Below are 21,670 nucleotides of genomic sequence, written 5' to 3'. Positions count from 1 at the left end.
ATGTTAGATGTCAACGACGGGATGGGCAAGACGTCGCTGGTGATTTCGCCGATGCGCATCCGCGCCGGGAGGGTTTCCATGAGCTGACCCGCCGCTCCCGGCGGCGTCCGCCTCACCGGGCGAAGGAGTTCAGGTCTTGACCACTCACCGGCCTCACCGTCAGCTGCGTGACCGTGCCGCAAGGCTCGCCACGACAGTCCTGCTCACCATCGGGCTCGGCGTCGGAGCCGTCGCCGTCGCCTCACCGGCGCACGCCGACGAGATCGGCTCAGCGCCGACCGCCGCCACCATCACCGGCAACGGCAGCTTCGCCACCGCATCGACCTCCGTCAGCAGCCCGTCCGGCTTCCGCGGTGGTCAGGTCTACTATCCGAGCACCGCCGGCACCTACCCGGTGATCGCCGTGGTGCCCGGCTACCTGTCGTACTGGTCCAGCATCAGCTGGCTCGGCCCCCGGCTGGCCTCCTGGGGCTTCGTCGTCGTGGGTATCGAGACCAACTCGATCTACGACCAGCCGGCCAGCCGCGGTAGCCAGCTGCGCGCCGCGCTCACCTGGGCGGTCAACACCTCACCGACGACGGTTCGGTCGCGCGTCGACGCGAACCGCCAGGGGGTCGCGGGCTGGTCGATGGGCGGCGGCGGCTCACTCGAGGCCCTCAAGGCCGACACGAGCGGCAGGATCAAGGCCGCCGTGCCGATGGCGCCGTGGAACAGCGACCAGAGCTGGCCGGAGGTCACCGAATCGGTCGCGATCGTCGGCGGCCAGTCCGACAGCGTCGCGCCGGTCTCCAGCCACTCGATCCCGTTCTACAACAGCCTCGCCGGCCCGAAGTCGTACGTCGAGCTCGCCGGCGCCAGCCACTTCTTCCCGAACAGCGACAACCCGTCGCTGTCGCGGATGATCGTGTCCTGGTTCAAGCGCTGGATCAACAACGACACCCGCTTCACCACGTTCACCTGCGGCTTCACCGGCTCAGCCATCTCGAGCTTCCGCACGAACGCCTGCTGAGAACCGACGTCCGGGCCGGCCACCCGTCACATCTCGATGACGTGGCCGGCCCGCGGCGGCGTCCGCCCACCGAGGACCTCGAGCCAGGCGTGCCGCAAACCCTCAGGCCCTTTACCGGTACGCACCTCAAGGCGCGCACCCGCAATATCAGCAAACCGCCGCCACGCCTCGGCGAACCGCTGATCGAGCCCGTCACGCCCCCAGTCCTCACGCCGCTTCCGCATCTGCACCGGCGCGAAGAACACCTCCCCCGCCGCCTCCATGTTCGGAGTCTGCGTGGTCAGCCCCACAGCGATGTCGCGCACAAGCCGATCACCCAGCCGCGCCCGCATTGCGGCACGGGTCCCCGGATCCCCGGACAGATCAAGATAGACAACCGATTCAACGGCCAATTCATTGATCTCCGCGTACGGAACCACGTCGTCATAACACCCCAGTGACCGGGTGAACTCGACGTTCCCCGCCGACGTGAGCCCCACCAGCCGAGGACCACGCCCCGCCAACTCGGCAGCGGCGGCATACGCGGTCTTGCTCGACGCGGACGAGAACACCAGTGCGCTGGCGCCGTACCAATCGTTGTCGATGATCTGATCGGCCAGCATGAACGAGGTGAAGAACAACGGCCGGAACAGCGTCAGCAGATCTTCCTCGTCGGCGCGGTACACCGGGTCACCGCTGGTCGCGCGGTACGCGTTGTACGGCGACGGCAGTCCGGCCCGATGCTCGCTGGCATCCCGGAACCCCTGCCCGTCGACCCGCTCCGGTCGCACGACGAGATGACCGGCGGGCGGCAGGTAACCGTAGACCCGCTGCCCCACGACAACCTCGGGCACAGTGGACGCGACCACGTCAGCGAAGCCCCAGACCGGCGGCAGCCCCCACTGCGGCGCCAGCCCGCGCGGCTCGGGCGGGAAGAACTCCCAGTAGCGCATGGCGTCCCCGAGCACGGCGTACGTCACGTTGTTGGCGGTGAGCCCGACCCGGTCGACCCGCAGCAGCACCTCTCCCCCGGCCGGCTCGGGCAGCTCTTTCTCGACGACCGTGGTCTGCTCGAGATCGTCACGGGCAACAGCGAAGGACCAGGACGAGGACATCCCTCGACGCTAAACACCCTTGCCCCACGAAACAATTGCACTCGTGATGCAAAAAGTCACAGGCGGACGATCACGTGAGCACAGGCGCGTGACAGATAGAGAAGTACGTACTAAAGTACTGCTTCACTATGAAGGATGTAGGTAACATCGAGGAGAGCCTCACCCGCGATTCGGACGATCTGCTGTTCGACCCACGAATCAGAGCCACGCTCACCCGATTCACGCGCGGCGATGACACCGGGCCCTTCGAAGCCGCCGCCGCCCTGCGCACCGCCGCCCGCGGTCTCGAACGCCTGCAATCCCGGGGTACGGGCAACCGCGGACTGAGCCCCGGGGCGCTGGACGTTTTGATCCGCCTCAGCGAGAACCAGGACGGCATCAGCATCAAGGACCTGGCCCGCTCCACCGGGGTGAGCTCCAGGAACGTGACCGGCCTGATGGACACCCTCGAAGGCAGCGGGCTGGCCCACCGAACCCCGGCACCCCATGACCGGCGGTCCGTCCTCGCCCGGATCACGTCCCTGGGAACGACGTGGCTCGACGATTTCCGCCAGCCCACCCAGGCCGCCATGGCAGCCCTCTTCCAAGGATTCACCCCCGCCGAGACGACGCTGCTGCGGCACCTCTGCCTGCGCGTCACGCAGAACCAGCAGCACCTGGCCCGCTATCTGGAGGAACAGACCTAATGACCACCACGACCGACCGCACCCGGCAGACTGTCCAGGCGTACCACCAGGCCAGGTTCGGCGGGGACATCACCACCGCAACCGCCCAGCTCGCTGACACGTTCACCTTTCAGAGCCCACTGATCAGTTCCGGCGACGCCGCCGGTCACCTGGCCGACCTCCCCGGCTTCCTCCAGGTGGTCACCGGGGTCGAAATGATCAGCGATCTGTACGGCGAGTCCGAAGCCACCCTCGTCTACGACGTACACACCGCCACTCCGGTCGGCACACAACGCACCGCTGAACACTTCACGTTGCGCGACAACCGGATCGAGTCGATCACCCTGATCTTCGACGCCACACGCTGGCACTCGATCATGGCAGCAGCCGGTCAACCCGGAACTGCCTCCGATTGACCAACCGTGCAACGCACGGGCGAGCTACGGCACCGGCGGCAGCCCCCACCGCGGCGCCGACCCCCGTGGCCCGGGCAGCTATTTTCCAGGACGGTGGTCTGCCGGAGATCGTCCCGGGCGACGGCGGAGGACCAGGATGAGGACATCCCCGCTCCGGACCGGCAATGATCAGGAAGTTGTCAGGTTTTGCTGCCCGGTCGCGGCGCCGCCCTATAGTCGCCGTCGTGTGCGCTCATGTCCTCGTGGCGGAAGATGACCGGCGGCAGGCCGAGGTTCTGCGGCACTGCCTGCAGGCGGCGGGGCATGCGGTCGCGGTGGTGCACGACGGGCGGTCCGCGCTCGCCCAGGCCCGGCGCCAGCCACCGGATCTGCTGATCCTCGACCTGATGATGCCCGAGCTCAACGGGTTGGAGGTGTGCCGGGCACTGCGCCGCGACAGCGATGTGATGGTGCTGATGCTGACCGCACGGACCAGTGAGGACGACATGCTCATCGGGCTCGACGTGGGCGCCGACGACTACCTCACCAAGCCGTACAGCCCGCGCGAACTCGTGGCCCGGGTGCGGACCCTGCTGCGCCGCCGGCACACCGGACTGCCGCCGACCGGCCGGATGACGAGTGTCGGGCGCCTCGTGGTGGATCCGGGACGGCACCACGTCGAGTACGCCGGGACGCCCGTCGACTGCACGCCCGGTGAGTTCGCGATCCTGGCCGCGCTGGCCGGCCGCCCCGATCAGGTGTTCACCCGGGCCCAGCTGCTGGCTCACACGAAGGGCATCGAGCGGCATTCGACCGAGCGCACCGTCGACGTGCACGTGATGAACCTGCGACGCAAACTGACGCCGGAGCTGCTCGTGACGGTCTACGGCGTGGGATACAAGCTCTCCCGGGACGCGGCATGACCGGCGATCGCCCGCACCGCGTGCCGTTGCACCGCAGCCTGGTGGGGCGGCTGCTGGCCACCTCGGTCCTGATCGCACTGGCGGCCGTCGTCGCCACGGCATGGCTCGCCACCCAGACCACCAGCCGGGCCATCCGGCAGGAGCAGGGCCGTTCCCTGGCCGAGGACACGAGCGTCTACGACATGCTGATCGGGTACGCCGCCGTGCACCGTGACTGGTCCGGTGTGCAGGGCCTGGTCGAGGACAGGGCGGCCGACATCGGCAGGCGGATCACGGTGACCACCGAGGATCGCGAGCTCATCGCGGACTCGGGGTCGTGGGTCTCGCCGGGTGCGCGGCGTGCCTCGGCCATGGTCGACCCGCTGCGGCTGGATCAGGGGCTCACCGCGGGCACCGATCGCATCGACGCGCGTGTGCGGGGACCGTACCGGCTGTCCGCGAAGGAGCATGCCGAGCTGCGCCGATCCGCCGAGGACCAGCTGGCGTGCTTGGAGGGCGTCAGGCTCAAGGGCATCCTGGCCGACGGTCCGGACGGGCGACCCACGGTGCAGGTGACCGTGGCGGATCCCCACGGCCTGGCTGGGCTGTGTGCGGCCAAGACGCGGGCGGTCACGACCACCGAGAAGGTGGCGCTCGAGGATCTCGCCGGCAGGACCGCGCGGTGCCTGGGCCTGACCGGCAGGGACGAGATCTCCGTCGGCCGTGACTTCACCGTCGAGTCGGTACGGCGCGGCCGGTCCGACAGCACCGTGGACGTCAGCGACACCCGCACCAGGTCGTGTGTGCGCGAGGCCCGGGTGCAGCAGCTGCGCCCGTACGTGGCGCCGCCCGCCCTGCTGTTCATCTCCGATGCGGACAACGCGGTGAACGAGCCCGTGTTCAGCCTGTCGCGGGCCAACATCCTGCGCATCGTGTGGGTCACCGCGGCGGTGCTGCTCGCCACGATCGTGCTCACCGTGCTGACCGGCCGCCGGCTGGTCCAGCCGTTGCGGGCGCTGACGGGTGCCGCCGCGCAGCCGCTCAGCCGGTCGGTGCCCATGCCGGTGACCCGTAACGACGAGATCGGCTACCTGGCGCGGACCCTCAACGACCTCGGTGAGCGGCGTGAACGGGCCGAGGCGCAACGCCGGCTGATGGTCAGTGACATCGCGCATGAGTTGCGCAACCCGCTGACCAACATCCGGGCCTGGCTGGAGGTCGCCCAGGACGGCGTGGTGCCGGCCGAGCCCGCGCTGCTGGACCTGTTGCAGGACGAGGCCATCGTGCTGCAGCACATCATCGACGATCTGAGCGACCTGGCCGCCGCCGACGCCGGGAACCTGCGGCTGCATCCCGAGCCGGTGACCGTACGCGACGTCGTGAACCAGGTCGCCGACTCCCACGGCAGCGTCGCCGCACAGGGCCGGGTCACGCTCACCTCGCGGGTGCCGGGCAACCCGGTGATCAACGCCGACCCCGTGCGGCTGCGTCAGATCGTGGGAAACCTCGTGTCGAACGCGATCCGCTACACCCCGCCGGAGGGAACGGTCTCGGTGACGGCCGAGGTGACCGGCACCGAACTGACGATCGCCGTCCGGGACACCGGCATCGGCATCGCCCCCGGCGACCTGCCGAAGATCTTCGACCGGTTCTGGCGTGCCGATACCTCACGGGCCCGCGCCACCGGCGGCAGCGGCCTCGGGCTGCCGATCGCCCGCCAGCTGGCCGAGGCCCACGGCGGGACCCTCACCGCCCGCAGCAGCCCGGGTGAGGGCACCACCATGAGCCTGCGGTTACCGCTCACTCCTTGAACGCCTCCTTGCGGCAGTCCTCCATCTTGGCCGACCCGAAGTCACCGTTCGGGCCGACCTCGGTGAGACCGAACTGGCCGTCCTCCTCGGGAGGGGTGAGCTTGTAGCCGGCTTCCTTGGCGCACTTGTACCACTCACGCTGGTTGTCGCGGAACGCCGCGATGTCCGTGCGCTGCTGACGCTGCTCGTAGGTCTCCGGCTCCTTCGACTGGCATGCCACGCGGATCTTCTCCGCCTTGGCCTCACCGCGATGCCAGATCAGGCTCCGGGGATCCTCGTAGCCGGGACCGCCCAGCTTGAACACGCAGGCGGCCCAGAGCTTGATCGAGTCTTCGCGTTCCTCGTCGGAGGCATCCAGCCGCACCAGCGGGCGCTGGTCGTCAACCGATGTCGAAGGGCTGGCCGCAACGTCCGCGCTCTGCAGGGTGGCGACCTTCGGGCTGCCGGTCGAGGAGTCGGAGGTGCTGCCTGAGCAGCCGCCGAGCAGGCCGGCGGCTGCGGCGAGTACGGGAACGGCGAAGCGCAGTGCGGGAAACAGTGGCATGAGGAACATGCTTCGTGATCATTGTCAGAAGCCTGTTCGACGCCGGCGATCTGACAGGTCTCTGATCATTATCCGCTGAAGCTGCGCGGCGATATTTTCAGTTGTCTATGACTCCTCACGACGGGCGTCCGTAACACTTTCCCGTCACCGCAAATTGTTCTTCCAGGAAATAACGATCATCGCGCCCGGGCCGGTCTCACTGCCATTTCCTTGAGCTCTCATCAGCAGCGCCGTAACATCCCAGACACGATTGTTAGCGTTCACCTGGCGAGCTCGGCGAGGTATGCGTAACCGTCGAGCCGCCTTCGCATCCCCGTCCCCCCGATGCGCTGGAGTCCGCCCATGTCCTCCTCATCCCTCAACCGCCGTCAACTGCTGCAGATCGCCGGGGCCGGTGCGCTGGCCGCTGCCGTCGGCGGCACCGCCGACTTCCTGACCAACCCGGCCGCTGCGGCGGTGCTCCCGCCCGCCCGGCCCGACATCGGGGTGTCGGCCTACCCGTTCGACCTGGACCAGGTACGGCTGACGGCGGGCCGCTTCCAGGACAACGAGAACCGCACCCTCAACTACCTGCGGTTCGTCGACGTGAACCGGCTGCTGTACGTGTTCCGCGCCAACCACAAGCTGTCCACCAACGGCGCCACGGCCAACGGTGGCTGGGACGCGCCGAACTTCCCGTTCCGCAGCCACATGCAGGGCCACTTCCTGACCGCGTGGGCGCAGGCGTACGCGGTGCTCGGCGACACCACCTGCCGCGACAAGGCCACCACCATGGTCGCCGAGCTGGCCAAATGCCAGGCGAACAACGCCGCAGCCGGGTTCAACACCGGTTACCTGTCCGGCTTCCCCGAGTCCGACGTCAGCGCCGTCGAGGCCGGCACACCGGTCGCCGTGTCCTACTACTGCATCCACAAGACCATGGCCGGGCTGCTCGACGTCTGGCGCTACCTGGGCAGCACCCAGGCCCGCGATGTGCTGCTGAGCCTGGCCGGCTGGGTCGACTGGCGTACCGGCCGGCTGAGCTACAGCCAGATGCAGACGGTCCTGAACACCGAGTTCGGCGGTATGAACGCCGTGCTGACCGATCTCTACCAGCAGACCGGTGACGCCCGCTGGCTCACCACCGCCAAACGCTTCGACCACGCGGCGATCTTCGACCCGCTCGCCGCCAACCAGGACCAGCTCAACGGCAAGCACGCCAACACCAACCTCCCGAAATGGGTGGGGGCCGCCCGCGAGTACAAGGCCACCGGCACGACCCGCTACCGCGACATCGCCGGCAACGTCTGGGCCATGGTCACGGGGGCGCACACGTACGCCATCGGCGGGAACAGCCAGGCCGAGCACTTCAAGGCACCGAACGCGATCGCCGGTTACCTCACCAACGACACCTGCGAGCACTGCAACACCTACAACATGCTTAAACTGACCCGCGAGCTGTGGCTGCTCGACCCGGACCGCGCCGACTACTTCGACTACTACGAGCGGGCGCTGCTCAACCACCTGATCGGCGCGCAGAACCCGGCCGACAGCCACGGCCACATCACGTACTTCACCCCGCTGAACCCGGGCGGGCGGCGTGGCGTCGGCCCGGCCTGGGGCGGCGGCACCTGGTCCACCGACTACAACAGCTTCTGGTGCTGCCAGGGCACCGGCATCGAGACCAACACCAAGCTGGCGGACTCGATCTACTTCTACAACGGCACCACCCTGACGGTGAACCTGTACGTGCCGTCGGTGCTCACGTGGACCCAGCGCGGCATCACCCTCACCCAGTCCACGACGTACCCGGTCAGCGACACGACCACGCTGACGCTGTCCGGCACGATGAGCGGCTCCTGGGGCATCCGGTTACGCATCCCGGCCTGGACCGCCGCTCCGGTGATCAGCGTCAACGGCACCGTCCAGAATGTCACCGCGACCCCCGGCAGCTACGCCACCATCACCCGGACCTGGGCACCCGGCGACACCATCACGCTCCGCCTGCCGATGCGCGTGATCATGAAGGCGGCCAACGACAACACCAACGTCCAGGCCATCACGTACGGGCCGGCGGTGCTGTGCGGCAACTACGGCACCACCGCACTGTCCGCGCTGCCCTCGCTGACCGTCTCGTCGATCACCCGAACCAGCACCAGCAGCCTGGCGTTCACCGCGACCGCGAACGGCACCACCGTGAACATCGGCCCGTTCCACGACGCCCAGAACTTCAACTACACCGTCTACTGGAACACCGGCGCCACCAGCACCTACAAACTGGTCAACGTCGGCACGGGTCTCGTCCTCGGCGTCCAGAACATGTCCACCACCGACGGCGGCCTGGCCGTCGGCTGGGGCGACACCGGCACCACCGACCACAACTGGGTCCGCATCACCGACGGCAACGCCGTCCGCTTCCGCAACGTCAACAGCGGCAAGGTCCTCGGCGTGGAGAACATGTCCACCGCCGACAACGCCCACGTCCTGCAATGGGCCGACACCGGCACCGCCGACCACCGCTGGACCCTGATCCCCAACAGCGACGGCTCCTACCGCATCCGTAACGTCAACAGCGGCAAACTCCTGGCCCTCCTCAACGCCTCCAGCACCTGGGGCACCCAGATCGTCCAGGACCCCGACAACGGCAGCACCGACAACAACTGGCGCCTGGTCCAGATCGCCTGACCACCGGCGGCCGGTCCGGGCAACACCCCACCCGAGCCGGCCGCCGACCGATCGGTCCTATGGTTTGTCAACTCTGTCGATGGTGACCACCCTCAGCACACCATTGGCTGCCGCCACGGGGCGAGCGGAGCAAGAGCCATGTTGCAGTAAGTCACTACGGCGGGCCGTGCGAAGTGCGGTACGCGGCAGATGAGTGTATCTGCTGTGGCTCGCTCTGCGAGGATGCCGGCTCGCTTCGCGGCGCTTCGGCAGTATGCTGCGATGCGCAGCCCCGTTAAAGTGGACTGATGTTCGAGTCTAAGGATGTCTCCGTTGTGAACTTCAGCGCTAGCACCCCAGGTGCCCTGTTTGCAAAGGCCGCCGAGTGGTGCAATGCGAACGACGGCAGGTACGAGATCGGGGCCGTCCAATTCGAAGAGAACATCCACGGTGTTGCACCAGACGAGCGCTATGACCTCGGCATCTACTTTGGGCCTCAAGGGCAACCAGGGTGAACGGCGTCGCCTACCTGCGCGCTCGCGTAGTCGGTGAACGTTGAAGCTCCGGGGGCGGCTTCGGCGCGCGGCGGCCCCCGGAGCAATTGATGAACGCGCGGATCGCGGCAGATGAGCGCGCCTTTCGTCATGCTTAGGATGTGAAACCGGCGTACCGGCCTTGGGAAGACCGATAAAATCGACGTTCAGGCCCGCCCAACGCGTGCGATGCCGGGTAAGTGCGCGTCACCGAACTCAGGGGTGGCTGCCACGTTCGAGTCGAGCCGGGCTCCCGGGACAACAATCGTTCATTTCATTTTAGGTTTTTACGGCACGCAGGAATTTGCCATCTGCAGCACGAGAGTGCACGTCACACTTCGCGAAATAGCTTGTTCCCACAAATAGGCATTTCAGACCGCATCGTTATTACGCCAGAGGCACGACAGCCTCTTGTTTAGAAATCTGCACCGGTGCGTAAACGATGCGATCCAGCTCGGCGATGACGTTGTAGTAGTGCGATTCGCCGGTGCGGTCAGCATATTCATCCAGAAGGCGCGCGAGGTCAGCCACGTCCCATCGACGTCGCAGGCCCTCGACCGCCATAACGCGAATAGGACCATCTGGATGGTATAGGAGATCAATCAACTCTTCCCCAGTCACATCTCCTGACGCGGCGAGCGTTGCCACTCCGATACGTGCGTTAATTCTATCGTCATCATCCGATAGGCGACGCGCCGAGTCAAGGCCACCAAACCTGATGGATTTTGTCATAACGTCACGCCGTTTTTCTTCGGGGTAGATATCCTTGGCGAACGCAAGAATTAGGTCGATGTCAGACGAGTCGCCCATCACAGCCAGGGCGGCGACCGCGTCCAAATGAGTCAGCCAAAATTCTCGCGCAATTTCGTTTCGAACGCGGTCGACGTCGCCTTCCTCGCGATGTTCCGGCGGCAGGGAGGCAAGTACGCTGATGGCCGCCCGTCGAGCACGAGCCTTGAGATACTCGAGAACGCCGTTCACTTTTTCCACCCCTTCTAATCCGGCAAGGGGTTCAGTCAGCTGCGCAGCATCGGTATCAAGCAGTTCACGTGCCTCTGATCGAAACTCATTACCCAATTTCCACGCTAACGCCTCCCATGCGTCAAATCCGGAAATGGGCGTGTTGATCTGCATACGCAACGATTCTACACTGTTCGACAAGGCCATTAGGAGGAATCTCAGGTCAGCATTGACCTCTTTTTCATCAATTTTACCCAGTAGCTCGATTGCCGGATACTCGAGTTGCCTCAGGGCATCGAGAATGCCTGCCTGAATGTCAGCCTCGCCCACTTTGAGAACGGACTGCAAAGTTGATGAATTGAGGGCGCCACGACGGATTATTTCCCTGAAAGCTTCAACGCGAAGGGGCGTACTGGCAGCCGATATCGAGGTCAGCGTCTCCAATGACTCTGTTGACAGGCTGGAGATTTTCTGAAGAAGCGATGACAGCAGCCAATCGGGCGTCCGGTATCGCAAGGCGATTAAGCCAACCAGCGGGTCAAAATGACCTTCGAGGGAGTCGAGTAGCGCGGCGATCACTAGCTTCACGTCTGGATCAACGAAGTGTTCTTGGAGCGTATGCAGGAAGGTGGAATCACCGGTCTCTGCCATCGTGAAAAGATAGGACGCGATGCCGTCGCCCATTCCTCCACTTCCAATCAACCTCTGCCAGTTTCCCACGATCTTTAGGTGATCTTCTGATACGTCGACATCCTGCTTAGGCGAGGACGGAGACGCTGCACCAGTTGGGCGACGAATCCATAGAGATTCCGGCCTTAGCTTTAGGTTCTCTAGCAACAAAATGGCACCACTTGCAACGGCAGCATTCCCTTCAATCGCTACCTCCATAATGCTCTCGCCAAAAATGTCGATCTGATCGTCAGTATTTGGCCTAATAAAATACCAGCCGGGAATAGTGCGACCCCAACCCGTGTTTCGCGAGTTAGACGCATCCGCGGCGAAGCTGCGCATCCACGCCTTACGCTCCCCACCCGCGAGCGCTAGCTCTGCGCGCCTCTTATAAAGGCGATTGGCTGCATGTGCTGGAATTAGCCCCTTCTCCCGGTTGATTGACAATGAGAAAAGCAATAAGCGGTCCGCGTCTAGCGAACCTGCAACCCGACCTGCCACAAGGTTGTTAAAGCTGGACAGAACCTCACCGAGTTGGGCCTTCGCATCGTCAAATTCCGCGCCAGTATGAGTGGGAGCCGGCGCTGTATCCACCTCGGCCCCTTCAGGCGCCTGCGATCCTGCGATCTGTCGAACCGTTACGAGCTGTCGCATAAAAAACTTAAGGAGCGCGGATTCCAACTCTTCCGCACTGTTGAAATCGTGATATAGGACAATCCGCTCGTCCTGGAGTTTCTTCTTGAAGGCTTGAACTTTCGACAGTTCGGGCCCTGGGTCAGCCAAGAACTCTGGACCGACCTTTTTGAAGAACATTCCAATAGTCAACTGGCCATCGGTGACACGACGAGTCAACGCGCCTTCGAATTCCTCCTCGAATCCCGAAGTGTGAGTTCCACTCGGACTACCCCAACGACGGCTCATAATCCCAACGAAAATATCGCACCTTTCCACGAGCGGATTGATAAGCCCTTGCGGTCGACCGTAGTCCGGCTGAACTTCCTCCCAGCCTCGCACTTGCAATGTTACGCCCACGCTGTCGCCCATTAGAGTGTTTACAGCATCCGCAGCACGACGCACTACGGCGCGTTCCTCGGCTACGTCGCTCGGCGAAGCAACAAAAACCATCATGCTGCGGGAAAGTTCGGACATCTGATCCTCCAAGCGTCGACTTGACGCTAAACATGTGAGTTGGTGCTGGTACTCGCCTTGCTGCCGCATTAATGGCACCGGCCATTTGCCACCTTAGCGTGGAGGTGCGCAGTATCGAGCTCCGCAGTCATATTGCATTGTTGGTACTTGGGTTCATGTTCGGTGCGAGTCCCCGCTCGCCCGACGTGAACAGCAGTGCGCCCGGGAGGGTATGGCAGCGCCTTGTTCAGCCAGCGGCGCACTCTCATCGGCAGAGTCGCTCGTTCTGGTCCGTCGCTCGCTGTTATGTGCCGGAGGCCATGTAGGCGGCGAGGATGTAGTTGGGGTGTCGGTCGAGGTTCTTGCGGGCTCGGTCGTAGCGCATGGTGGTCTTGGGATCGGCGTGCCGGGCGGCGATCTGGACGTCGCGGAGGCTGACGCCGGCGTCGAGCATGGTGGTCACGAAAGTGTGGCTCAGCATGTGTGGGTGCATTCTCGGCATCCGGATGCCGGCGGTGGCGGCGAGGTGCTTGAGTCGGCGGGTCGCGGCGTGCCGGTCCATCCGGGCGCCGATGGTGTTACGCAGGATCGGCCCGTTGAGGCGTTCGCCGACGGCCCGGTCGATGGCTCGGGCCACTGCGGGTGGCAGTGGGGCGAGGACGATCTTGCCGCCCTTGCCGTGGACGCGCAGCACGCGGTGGCCGTGTTCCTCGCCCAGGTCGGTGATGCTGGCACCGCAGGCTTCGAAGATCCGTAGCCTGCGCAAGCCCAGTAGCGCGATCAAGGCGAAGTCGTTCGGGTTGGTGGACTGCCGGGCGGTGGTGATCGGGGCCTCGAACTGCAGGTGTCCCAGGCCGAGGGTTGGTGATTCGGCCGGGACGGTGGGGCGGCGGACGTAGTCGGCTGGGGAGTGTTCGAGGATGGCGTCAATGACGCAGACCCGGTAGAAGCCGACCACGACCGACAGCCGCCGAGAGACCGTCGAGGGCTGGTAGCGGCGTACCTCCTGCAGCCAGCGCACATACCGCTCGACATCAACCCGGCGCGCGGTCAGCGGGTTAAGGTCCTGGTCGGTGCACCAGCGGAGAAAGACGCGCAGGTCGGAGTCGGTATGCACACGAGTCTGGCCGCGGTAGCGGCCCAGGAAGGCCGACGCTGCGGCCCGCACGACGAGTTGATCGGAAGAGACGACATCGGACACGGAGATGGGAGAGGCAGCCATACACCACCGTGCGTCACCAGCGACGATGAACGCCAGCACGCCCAGAGCGGCAAATGAGGATGTTCCGGACCTCGCCGCTTGACGGCAACTGGCCCTGGAGTTCCTACCATTGTGCGACGTGATCGGATACCCGCGGCGCGGGGTGCCACCGCCTGCTGGTGCTCGGGGTTTCTCCGGTGCCCGACTTGCGGTTGACGAAGGGCGGAAGCGTGACCAACGAGCAGCTCAGACAGGTGTTTCCCGATCTGGATCTGGGCGGGTTCTGGGAAGACAGTGCGTATGCCGGGGAGACCTACAGTGGCGGGTACCCCACCGATGAACTGGTCGCGTCGGTTGAGGCAGAGCTCGAGTTTAGGTTGCCGGCCTCGTATCCGGCTTTGATGCGGATGCGTAACGGCGGAATGCCACGAAACACGTGCTGTCCGGCACCGAGCAGAACGACCTGGGCCGAAGACCACGTCGCCCTCACCGCGATCATGGGGATCGACCGCGAGAAAGAATGCTCCCTGGCTGGGCGATCGGGTAGCCGGTTCCTTGTCGAGGAGTGGGGCTATCCGGAAATCGGCGTGTACTTCGCTGATTGTCCTTCGGCCGGCCACGACATGATCGCGTTTGACTACCTGGACTGCGGCCCGGAGGGCGAACCGCGCGTTGTCCACGTCGATCAGGAGGTTGGCTACCGGATCACCGTACTGGCGCCGGATTTCGTCAGCTTCGTCCAAGCGTTGCGGCTGGAGAGCGACTACGACTGAGCGGCAGTCGGGCGGGGTTGTCACCCACGGTGCGTGACCTACTCCAGGCGACCTGTGCGCGGATTGCGGCAGAAGAGGGCACGTGATCAAGCCTCGCGAGTGCCACCTGAACGACGATATGCTTAGTTGCTGCGAGATGATGAGGCCAATGGATCGCGTCGAAAGCCGGTGCCACCTGGACTGGTGGGCGAACTCTGTAACCTTGCTCGCCAGCGTTGAGATCGCGGTGGTCATTGCCGCCGCCGATACCGGCTGGGCCGCCGAGGGCTGCTTGATCAGCGACGACCAAGAAGAACGCGATGGATTCGCCTTCCTGTGCGACATGGATCCCGTCTTCATCCTGAGGTTCGACGATGAAAGCACGATCACCGTGACCGTGCATCCGCCTGCCGACAACAGGCGGTTCGTTCTGACGGAGTACACCGGGCCAGCGCATCGACCGATCAACCACAGAGTCACGATTTAGTCCGCCGCGCCGCCGCCCTATCCGCGGCAGATCCGGATTCCTTCTACGGTCGGTACCCATCCGCATCGCCGATCACCTCGAACTCCGACGAGGTGTTGCCGACGATCTCCGTCGCTCACGGCCCCTGTGGCAGGCTGTCGGCATGAAAGACGAGATCGTGCCGGGGTTACATCCCCTGCTTGCCGCACGGTGGAGCCCCACGATGTTCGACCCGATATTCGAGTTGGACGCGGACCACACCGAGCTACTCGTGGAAGCAGCGCGGTGGGCTCCATCCGCCGGTAATTCTCAACCTTGGGCGTTCATCGTGAGTCGTCGCGGCGACGACGCGCACCCCCGGCTTGTGCGCCACCTCGCCGCCAGTTCGGCCCGCTGGGCCCCCTCAGCCAGCGTCCTTGTAGCGAATCTGTCCCATCGGTATGTCGAAGGCACCGATTGGGAATATTCAGAATTCGCGCAGTACGACCTAGGGCAAGCGGTCGCCCACATGACAGTCCAAGCGCAGGCCCTCGGACTGTTCGCCCGTCAATTCCGCGCTTTCGACCGCAAAGCCCTGGAGAACGAGTTCGGCGTACCGGACCACTGGGAGATCACGACCATGTCGGCATTCGGCCGGGTGCCGGACGGCACTGGCTCGTCTGCGCGCCGGCCCCTCGATCCGGCCCGCATTCGACGTCCTGCCGGAGAGCTGCTCTGGACAGAATAATGACCGCCTACCCGTAGGCAACGACGAGACCACGTGCACGCAACTCGGCATGTCCGTGAGCTGGTCACCGCAGCGCATCGCTACGCGACGTAGCGACCGGATCGCGGCAGATGAGGGCGTCGTCTCGCTGGTAAGAATCGGCGTTCTACCGGATCCGACTTGCCGTACGGTGGTTACCGTGACAGCTCAAAGGCGGCTGCAGGAGAGCCTTGAGGAGTTCTTGGCGGCGGCGGCAGACCAGGCACGCCTAGTGCTCGACGCCGGCGCAGGCTTGCCGACCTATGACGCGGGTGTCGAGTTTCAGGCTTTGGCTGTGCGAGCTATGGTCAAGGCCCCCAAAAGCGGACCGCTATCCGAGGTAACGGTTGGCCTCAACCTTATCTGGGGCGCGCTGACCGATGAGATGGACGCCCCCGGAAGGGGATCTTCGGAGCAAGATATCGAGGCCGTCAGGCATATGAAGCAGGCAGCATTTGAATGGCTCAGCGTCCAGGACGCACCAGGTGACCGCGCTGCATATCTCGATTTCTGGGTGCATGATGAATGCGGTTACTCTAGAGATCTTCCCGAATTAGGTTAAGCGTTTCTGGTGTGCAGAACCGAGGCATACTCCTGTTTGGACACGCACTATCATCGGCATGATCGTGACTTACGGCAACGTTATCCTGCTGGGGCCGGAAAGCCGATGGCCGCCGCCGGTGCCTGTCCGGCATGATGGCTGGCCATGGACAACTATCCGGAGGACACAGACCGGCGGCAGGGCATCACCAAGGTCGTCGAGATGGGAATCGCGGCCGTGCCGGGCGTCGGCGGTCCTTTGCAGATCGCGTTCCAGGAAGCGGCTGGCCGGCGTCTGACCGATCGGCGGACACGATGGCTGAATGATCTGGCCGAGAAAGTGCACCGTCTCGAGGACCAGATCGGGGACTTCGATCACCTCCTCGACCAGGACACGTTCATGGACGCGGTAACTACCGCATCGCAGATCGCCGACCGAACGTCGCGCGCAGGGAAGCTGGAACTTCTACGCAACGCGGTGGTGAACTCCGTTCTGCCGGACGCGCCGGACGACGACACTCAGCAGCTGTTCTTCGACATGCTCGATCGGTTCACGCCAACCCACGTGCGGCTGCTGAAGCTGCTCTCCGATCCTCCCGGATGGTTCACGCGGTTCCACATCACCAGGCCGAACGTGATGATGGGCGGCAAGGCAGTGATCATCGAAGCCGGAATGCCAGAGCTTGCCAGTCGAAAGGACCTCATCGACCGGTACGCCGCAGCACTGGGCAACGCTGGCTTGATTGCGCAGTCACTCAGCGGAGTGATGTCTGAGGCTGGGCTCTGGGCTGCTGCCACGACACCGCTGGCAGCTGACTTCCTGGCATTCGTCGCGGATCCTGAGGGAAACGGGGCGGACTGACAGCTGACTGTGGTACGGCAGAGATCTTGCCGGAACCTAGGGTTTGCATGCCACGACGCCCATGGTGTTTCACTCCGTCTGACATCGCCCGTGCCGGCGCCGCAAGTACGCAAGTAGGATCGCGCGCCCGAAGCAGGTCGAGTTCGATCGGCGGAGTGGTCGGGTCGGCTGCGGAAGACCAGAATCGCGCTCGCATCGGCACGAGCGTGCGTCGGGCCGTTTCCCGACGTGCGTCACGCCGCGTGACGGCTCGCCGCCGACCGACGCGCGGTCGGCGGCAGATGAGTAAGCTTCGACGTTCAGAATCCGGCGCACTTAAAGTTCTGACACGCGAGAGGGTTGCACCGCGATCCATTAAGGTCAGCCTGGAGGGACTGGCGCGGCGTTGTCGAACTGAAAGGCTAACCTCGTATGGACATACAGGCTGCCGTAGCTAATTTTGAAAAGTCAAGAGTTCACTGCTTGAATCTTGCGGAGGTTCATCGTGCCGCTGGCGCCTCCGGCGGACAGGCGCCAAAGCGAGGATTACGTACGCGAGAGATTTCCGTAAATCGAGGCATTGTCGTCATGGCAATCGCTGGGTGGCAAGCATTTGTGCAAGACATCGCGAAGGCGCTGCGCGATGCGGTGAAGTCTGAATTGATGGTCGCGAACACGGCTGTCAACACGACCTCGACTCTTCCAAATTTCCTGCATCTGACCACCAAAGCAATTGACCACTGGGATCGCCAATTCGAACTGTCGCTTAATCGCTATTCCACGCCCGGCAAAAGTGAAACGCGCGACTTGCTGAAGTGGTTCGGATTCGATCCAACACCAGATTGGCGGTGGAGTCAGACAGGGGGCCGCGGTTCATCCCCCTTTCAGGTTACGTCTGATCATGCCTGCGACGTACTTAGTCAATGGCTAGAGGTTCGTCACGCTGTAGCGCATGGTCATGCCGATTTCAGCCGAAGAGGTAAAGGCATATCAGGACATCGAAAGATGGTCGTTCTTTCTGCAGTTCGGGATACGAATACGTTAGGTCCGCCAGGGCTGAGGCTACGCGACGCTGAAGCTTGCGTGCGCTTCTTGAGCGCCCTGGCTCGGCTTACGGCTGATTCCGCCGCCGATCATATTGGCGCACCAAAGCCGGGTTGGACTCCAGGCGCACCGCGGCTCGTTTTAGGCGTCAAGCCAACAGAGCTATGAGACTCCACGGTTGCTGTCGATAAGCGTTCATGCCGCTAAAGCGGACCCGGCTCCCGAGAACATCTCTCTAGCGATTGCTTGAAGGATGCATGTTAAGCTCGTGATTAGCGGAGGCGCATGGGGTCGGCCGCCACGGCGGCTGTAGAGTACCGTTTTGACGTCGCACGGTCGACGGGCCAAGTCGATGTCGGCGGCCCGTCAAGTGTCGCGAGTTCTGTCGTCATGAAGGTATGGGGCAGCCTATGGGCGGTAGATCCGACGCCCCAACTCCCCACCTCGTTGGCTGAGGTCTTGATTGCCAGTAGGCACCGGCCGCCGAACCCCTCGCGTACCGTGAGCGTTGTGCTGGATCATTACCGTGGCCACGTTGGTCTGCGCCTTGGTCGATTGCCCGCGCCTACGTGACGGTCTGGGTCCAGGGTCGTCCACCCGAGGGCGGCGGCGCGAGCTTCCATGCCTCGCTAGGCTGAAGCTCATGACGAACCGCGCACTTGACGTCAATGCCCCGTTGTCTTGGCGCAACTGGGATACGCCTCGGGAAGTCAGTGTCGGCCGGTTTGTAGAGATTGCGATGTATACCGATGCGCATCCTACAGGGGAGAATGTGGAGGCTGGACCCTACTCGGCACTAATCACATTCTCTAACTTCTTCGGGCACGCTCCACAACTCGGAATAGTTTTGCGAATGGCATACGGAGTGGCGCTCGATGATCCGCATGGGTTGAACGCCGACGACCTAGGATCGAAGACTCGGGACAAGGCTTACCACGGCGGCGACATATACGACGAGCTGGCGGCCCTTCTGAGTCTCGCTCTTGGCATTCGATGCCAGTCTGGCGGTGAAATTCGACGCTGGGACATCGCGTCTGATCCGTTGGGTCGCCACTTTGAATGGCATCATGCCAAGCCGTACCTGCCGCCGCCGAGCATGCAAGGTTCGGTGCTCCCGCACGCGGCAGGCGATGTCAACCTCGCCGAGGCGCAGCCGTACTTGGCAGCATATCGTGCATTGACTGCCCGAAAGGCAACGGCCGTTGTACGCGCCGCACGCCTCTATCAGCAGGCACTGTGGATCTCTGACTCTGATCCAAGCATGGCTTGGATCCTGTTGGTCAGCGCGATAGAGGTCGCTGCAGAAAATCGATCGAATATACCTGCTCTGAACATTGAAAGGCTAAGGCTTTCCTGGCCCGAGATGGGTGCGGTACTGGAATCGGTGGATCCAAAACAACGCGATGCTATTGCCGATCTCCTCGGCCCCACAGTCAAGGTGGGAGCAAAATTTCTACAGTTTCTCGCCGAATTCATGCCGGGACCACCCGAAATTCGGCCAAGCGAATATGGCAAGGTCGACTGGGTAAGGATGCATGATCACCTAGTGCTTGTGTACCGATACCGATCACTTGCCTTGCATGCGGGTAAGCCATTCCCATATCCGATGTGCCAGCCGCCCCATGTGCTTGAGGAAGGAGTGCCGCTAGAGGTCCCGCTGGGCCTCTCGTCACAGATTGGGGGATCTGCGTGGCTCGCGAGAGATACGCCAATGCTGCTACATGTGTTTGAATACTTGACACGCGTGGCACTGCAGAAATGGTGGTTGGCTTAGGCTGATCATTCGACGAAACGATGTCTTAGTATGGCTTTCGCTCAGTTGATTAAGCGCCCTCTCCTCGGCATGAGCGTGCGTGGCCGCCTCCGACGTGCGTCACGCCGCGTGACGGCTCACCGCAGACCGCCGCGCGGTCGGCGGCAAATCCGTGCGTCTGACCAGCGTTCTGGGCCGACGTAATCGAGATGCGGCAGGTGCTGCGACCGGTGGATCATCGCCGGAGTGAGTACGGACATCAATCATGCACGAGGCCGTTTCGAGGGCACGCTGCGTGGCCTGCGGGGTCGGCGGTTGATGAGGGTGGATTACTGGGACGTCCACAACTTCGGCCCTGAACCGGCCCCGTGGGACTTCGGCGATTGGCATCACGCTGTCATGGGCGTCGAACTCGGCACCGATCGGGGGCCGGTGACCGTGACCTGGACCGACACGTTCTATCCGTACGGCGTCGAGGTGCTCGACGAACCGATCGGATACCGCCCCGCCTCGGGCGACGAGGGCCCGGAGCGGGTCGGTCCGGATGGTGAGGGTGTACGTGCCTGGTCCTCGTGTCTGGGATCGCCGGTCCGGGGCGCCGAGTGCTGGTGGGAGCGGTTTCGAATCGGGCCCGGCAGGCGTGCGGATGACAGCGTCGCCGGCGCGGCGTACTCGATCGATGTGCCTGTCGCTGTTCGCCTGGACTTCCCCGCCGCAGCAGTTTGGTTCGTCGCAGGGATGCCGCAGCTGTCCGACAGTTCGACCTCTTTCATTCCCGCCGACGAGATCATGGCCGTCTTCTCTCCCGACAAAATGCGCTCCCTGGGCTTCGATGATGCGGCGTTTCTGCGAAGGGCCGGCTGACGTGCCGTCGGGTGCCAGACCGGATCGCGGCTGGATGAGAACGCCAGTCCGGCATCGTGGACCGGTGGTAACGGGTATACCTGGCCATACCTCAAGAGTCGTGCTGGACACCTGGCTCGCGTCGGCCGGTCCCGCATAGCGTGACCGCGTCCGTTCGGAATGAGGAGCAGGTTATGACGACTATGACGACCCCGCCGCGAGCCCGCGCTCGACCAGCAGCACCGATCGCGCTCATCGCGATGGTGCCGGCGCTCGTGATCGCGTTCGTCCTCGGCCCGCCGCGGCTGGCCGGGGACCGCGCGCTGGGCGAGCGGGGCGGGATGGAGGCGGCGTTCCGCCCGGCGCTGGTCGACTACTGGCGATCGCGGGACCCGGGCCAGCCGCCGGCGGTGCAGCGGCTGGTCGACTACTGGTTCCGGTGGCACCTGATCAAGATCGGGATCGCCGCGCTGATGCTGATCGTGCTCGTCGCGCTGACCGTCATGCTGTGGCGTGCGTTCCTGCGCACTGATCGGCGCGGCGCGGGACGCACGGCCGCGCTCGTGTCGGCTGGCGTCGCCCTTCCGATTGCGGCGTTGTTCGCGCTGGTGGTGTTGGACGCCAACATCAACACCACGGCGGTGCCGTTCCCCGCGCTGTTCCCGTTCCTGGTCGACGGCGCCGCACCCGATCCGGTCCTGGCCGGTGTCCTGGAACAGGCCAGGGCTCAGCTCACCGGGTCACACCTGACGGGTGGCTACACGCCGCCCGCGCTGGACGACATGGTGGGCGAGTTCGCCCGGTATCACACCGTGCTGGCCGTGGTCGCCGCCGGCACGATGGTCGCCTTCGCCGGCCTGGCGGTCGTTCTGTGGCGGCGCTTCGCCCGGGCGGCGAGGGCCGACCGCCGGACGCGAGGGGTCCTGGGCTGGTTCGGCGCCGTCGCGGTGGTGGCCGCGGTGCTCACGGCCGTGTTCGTTGTCGCCAACGTGACCGTCGCGCTGGACCCGGCACCAGATCTCCTGGCCCTGCTCAACGGGAGCGGCGACTTCTGACGGTCCATCACACAGACCGCGTACGGACATGTGACTCCGGTGCAGGGATCGCAGCATTGCGGGGACGGGTTGCCCGT

20 protein-coding genes are annotated in these 21,670 nt (G+C 64.2%); 16 read left to right on the top strand and 4 right to left on the bottom strand.

Annotated elements, in window-relative coordinates:
* Positions 1 to 136: 136 nt before the first annotated feature.
* Positions 137 to 1,009, top strand: a complete 873-nt coding sequence (locus Aco04nite_RS26180) for an alpha/beta hydrolase family protein (RefSeq protein ID WP_212999903.1) — start codon at positions 137 to 139, stop codon at positions 1,007 to 1,009.
* Positions 1,010 to 1,035: 26 nt separating this feature from the next.
* Here Aco04nite_RS26180 and Aco04nite_RS26175 read toward each other — a convergent pair whose 3' ends face one another.
* On the bottom strand, positions 1,036 to 2,103 hold the full coding sequence (locus Aco04nite_RS26175; RefSeq protein ID WP_212999902.1) for a DUF2855 family protein: 1,068 nt from the start codon (positions 2,101 to 2,103) through the stop codon (positions 1,036 to 1,038).
* Positions 2,104 to 2,231: 128 nt separating this feature from the next.
* Between Aco04nite_RS26175 and Aco04nite_RS26170 the strand changes: the two genes are divergently transcribed.
* From Aco04nite_RS26170 to Aco04nite_RS26155, 4 genes are all read left to right on the top strand, one after another.
* Positions 2,232 to 2,789 carry a MarR family winged helix-turn-helix transcriptional regulator gene (locus tag Aco04nite_RS26170; protein ID WP_212999901.1) on the top strand — a complete coding sequence of 186 codons (558 nt, stop codon included), beginning with the start codon at positions 2,232 to 2,234 and terminating at the stop codon, positions 2,787 to 2,789.
* Positions 2,789 to 3,184, top strand: a complete 396-nt coding sequence (locus Aco04nite_RS26165) for a hypothetical protein (RefSeq protein WP_212999900.1) — start codon at positions 2,789 to 2,791, stop codon at positions 3,182 to 3,184. The genes Aco04nite_RS26170 and Aco04nite_RS26165 overlap by 1 nt, the downstream gene beginning before the upstream one ends.
* 224 nt (positions 3,185 to 3,408) lie before the next feature.
* Positions 3,409 to 4,086: a response regulator transcription factor gene (locus Aco04nite_RS26160; RefSeq protein ID WP_244876297.1), complete on the top strand. Its 678-nt coding sequence runs from the start codon at positions 3,409 to 3,411 to the stop codon at positions 4,084 to 4,086.
* A complete protein-coding gene (locus Aco04nite_RS26155) occupies positions 4,083 to 5,876 on the top strand; it encodes a sensor histidine kinase (RefSeq protein WP_212999898.1) in 1,794 nt (597 codons plus the stop codon). Before Aco04nite_RS26160 ends, Aco04nite_RS26155 begins: the two co-directional genes overlap by 4 nt.
* On the opposite strand, the gene Aco04nite_RS26150 is transcribed toward Aco04nite_RS26155, so the two are convergent.
* The gene (locus tag Aco04nite_RS26150) at positions 5,866 to 6,420 is read right to left on the bottom strand and encodes a hypothetical protein (protein WP_212999897.1); all 555 of its coding nucleotides are present in this window, start codon (positions 6,418 to 6,420) and stop codon (positions 5,866 to 5,868) included. The two genes, Aco04nite_RS26155 and Aco04nite_RS26150, sit on opposite strands and share 11 nt — an antisense overlap.
* Positions 6,421 to 6,762: 342 nt before the next feature.
* Between Aco04nite_RS26150 and Aco04nite_RS26145 the strand changes: the two genes are divergently transcribed.
* Entirely contained in the window at positions 6,763 to 9,084 is a 2,322-nt protein-coding gene (locus Aco04nite_RS26145) for a beta-L-arabinofuranosidase domain-containing protein (protein WP_212999896.1), read from the top strand.
* 287 nt (positions 9,085 to 9,371) lie between these two features.
* Positions 9,372 to 9,578, top strand: a complete 207-nt coding sequence (locus tag Aco04nite_RS26140; RefSeq protein WP_212999895.1) for a hypothetical protein — start codon at positions 9,372 to 9,374, stop codon at positions 9,576 to 9,578.
* A gap of 405 nt (positions 9,579 to 9,983) precedes the next feature.
* Here the strand turns inward: Aco04nite_RS26140 and Aco04nite_RS26135 are convergent, their stop codons facing one another.
* Together Aco04nite_RS26135 and Aco04nite_RS26130 are read right to left on the bottom strand one after the other, a co-directional pair.
* Positions 9,984 to 12,374, bottom strand: a complete 2,391-nt coding sequence (locus tag Aco04nite_RS26135) for a DUF4062 domain-containing protein (protein WP_212999894.1) — start codon at positions 12,372 to 12,374, stop codon at positions 9,984 to 9,986.
* A gap of 283 nt (positions 12,375 to 12,657) precedes the next feature.
* Positions 12,658 to 13,575, bottom strand: coding sequence for a tyrosine-type recombinase/integrase (locus Aco04nite_RS26130; protein WP_212999893.1), 918 nt, complete (start codon positions 13,573 to 13,575; stop codon positions 12,658 to 12,660).
* A 209-nt stretch (positions 13,576 to 13,784) separates the two neighbouring features.
* Here Aco04nite_RS26130 and Aco04nite_RS26125 point away from each other — a divergent pair, with 209 nt between their 5' ends.
* From Aco04nite_RS26125 to Aco04nite_RS26085, 9 genes are all read left to right on the top strand, one after another.
* The gene (locus tag Aco04nite_RS26125; protein ID WP_244876296.1) at positions 13,785 to 14,327 is read left to right on the top strand and encodes an SMI1/KNR4 family protein; all 543 of its coding nucleotides are present in this window, start codon (positions 13,785 to 13,787) and stop codon (positions 14,325 to 14,327) included.
* Positions 14,328 to 14,475: 148 nt separating this feature from the next.
* Positions 14,476 to 14,793, top strand: coding sequence for a hypothetical protein (locus tag Aco04nite_RS26120; protein WP_212999892.1), 318 nt, complete (start codon positions 14,476 to 14,478; stop codon positions 14,791 to 14,793).
* A 142-nt stretch (positions 14,794 to 14,935) separates the two neighbouring features.
* On the top strand, positions 14,936 to 15,499 hold the full coding sequence (locus Aco04nite_RS26115) for a nitroreductase family protein (protein ID WP_212999891.1): 564 nt from the start codon (positions 14,936 to 14,938) through the stop codon (positions 15,497 to 15,499).
* A gap of 178 nt (positions 15,500 to 15,677) precedes the next feature.
* A complete protein-coding gene (locus tag Aco04nite_RS26110; protein ID WP_212999890.1) occupies positions 15,678 to 16,079 on the top strand; it encodes a hypothetical protein in 402 nt (133 codons plus the stop codon).
* A gap of 144 nt (positions 16,080 to 16,223) precedes the next feature.
* Entirely contained in the window at positions 16,224 to 16,919 is a 696-nt protein-coding gene (locus tag Aco04nite_RS26105) for a hypothetical protein (RefSeq protein WP_212999889.1), read from the top strand.
* A gap of 411 nt (positions 16,920 to 17,330) precedes the next feature.
* A complete protein-coding gene (locus tag Aco04nite_RS26100; RefSeq protein ID WP_344646511.1) occupies positions 17,331 to 18,110 on the top strand; it encodes a HEPN domain-containing protein in 780 nt (259 codons plus the stop codon).
* A 475-nt stretch (positions 18,111 to 18,585) separates the two neighbouring features.
* Positions 18,586 to 19,716, top strand: coding sequence for a hypothetical protein (locus tag Aco04nite_RS26095; RefSeq protein WP_212999887.1), 1,131 nt, complete (start codon positions 18,586 to 18,588; stop codon positions 19,714 to 19,716).
* Between the two features lie 225 nt (positions 19,717 to 19,941).
* Positions 19,942 to 20,559 (top strand): hypothetical protein, encoded by a 618-nt coding sequence (locus Aco04nite_RS26090; RefSeq protein WP_244876295.1) that lies wholly within the window; start codon positions 19,942 to 19,944, stop codon positions 20,557 to 20,559.
* A gap of 173 nt (positions 20,560 to 20,732) precedes the next feature.
* Positions 20,733 to 21,593 carry a hypothetical protein gene (locus Aco04nite_RS26085; protein WP_212999886.1) on the top strand — a complete coding sequence of 287 codons (861 nt, stop codon included), beginning with the start codon at positions 20,733 to 20,735 and terminating at the stop codon, positions 21,591 to 21,593.
* Positions 21,594 to 21,670 lie beyond the last annotated feature (77 nt).

The sequence above is a fragment of the Winogradskya consettensis genome (assembly GCF_018332715.1).
GTDB lineage: Bacteria > Actinomycetota > Actinomycetes > Mycobacteriales > Micromonosporaceae > Actinoplanes > Actinoplanes consettensis.
This window is presented reverse-complemented; position numbering and strand designations above follow the sequence as displayed.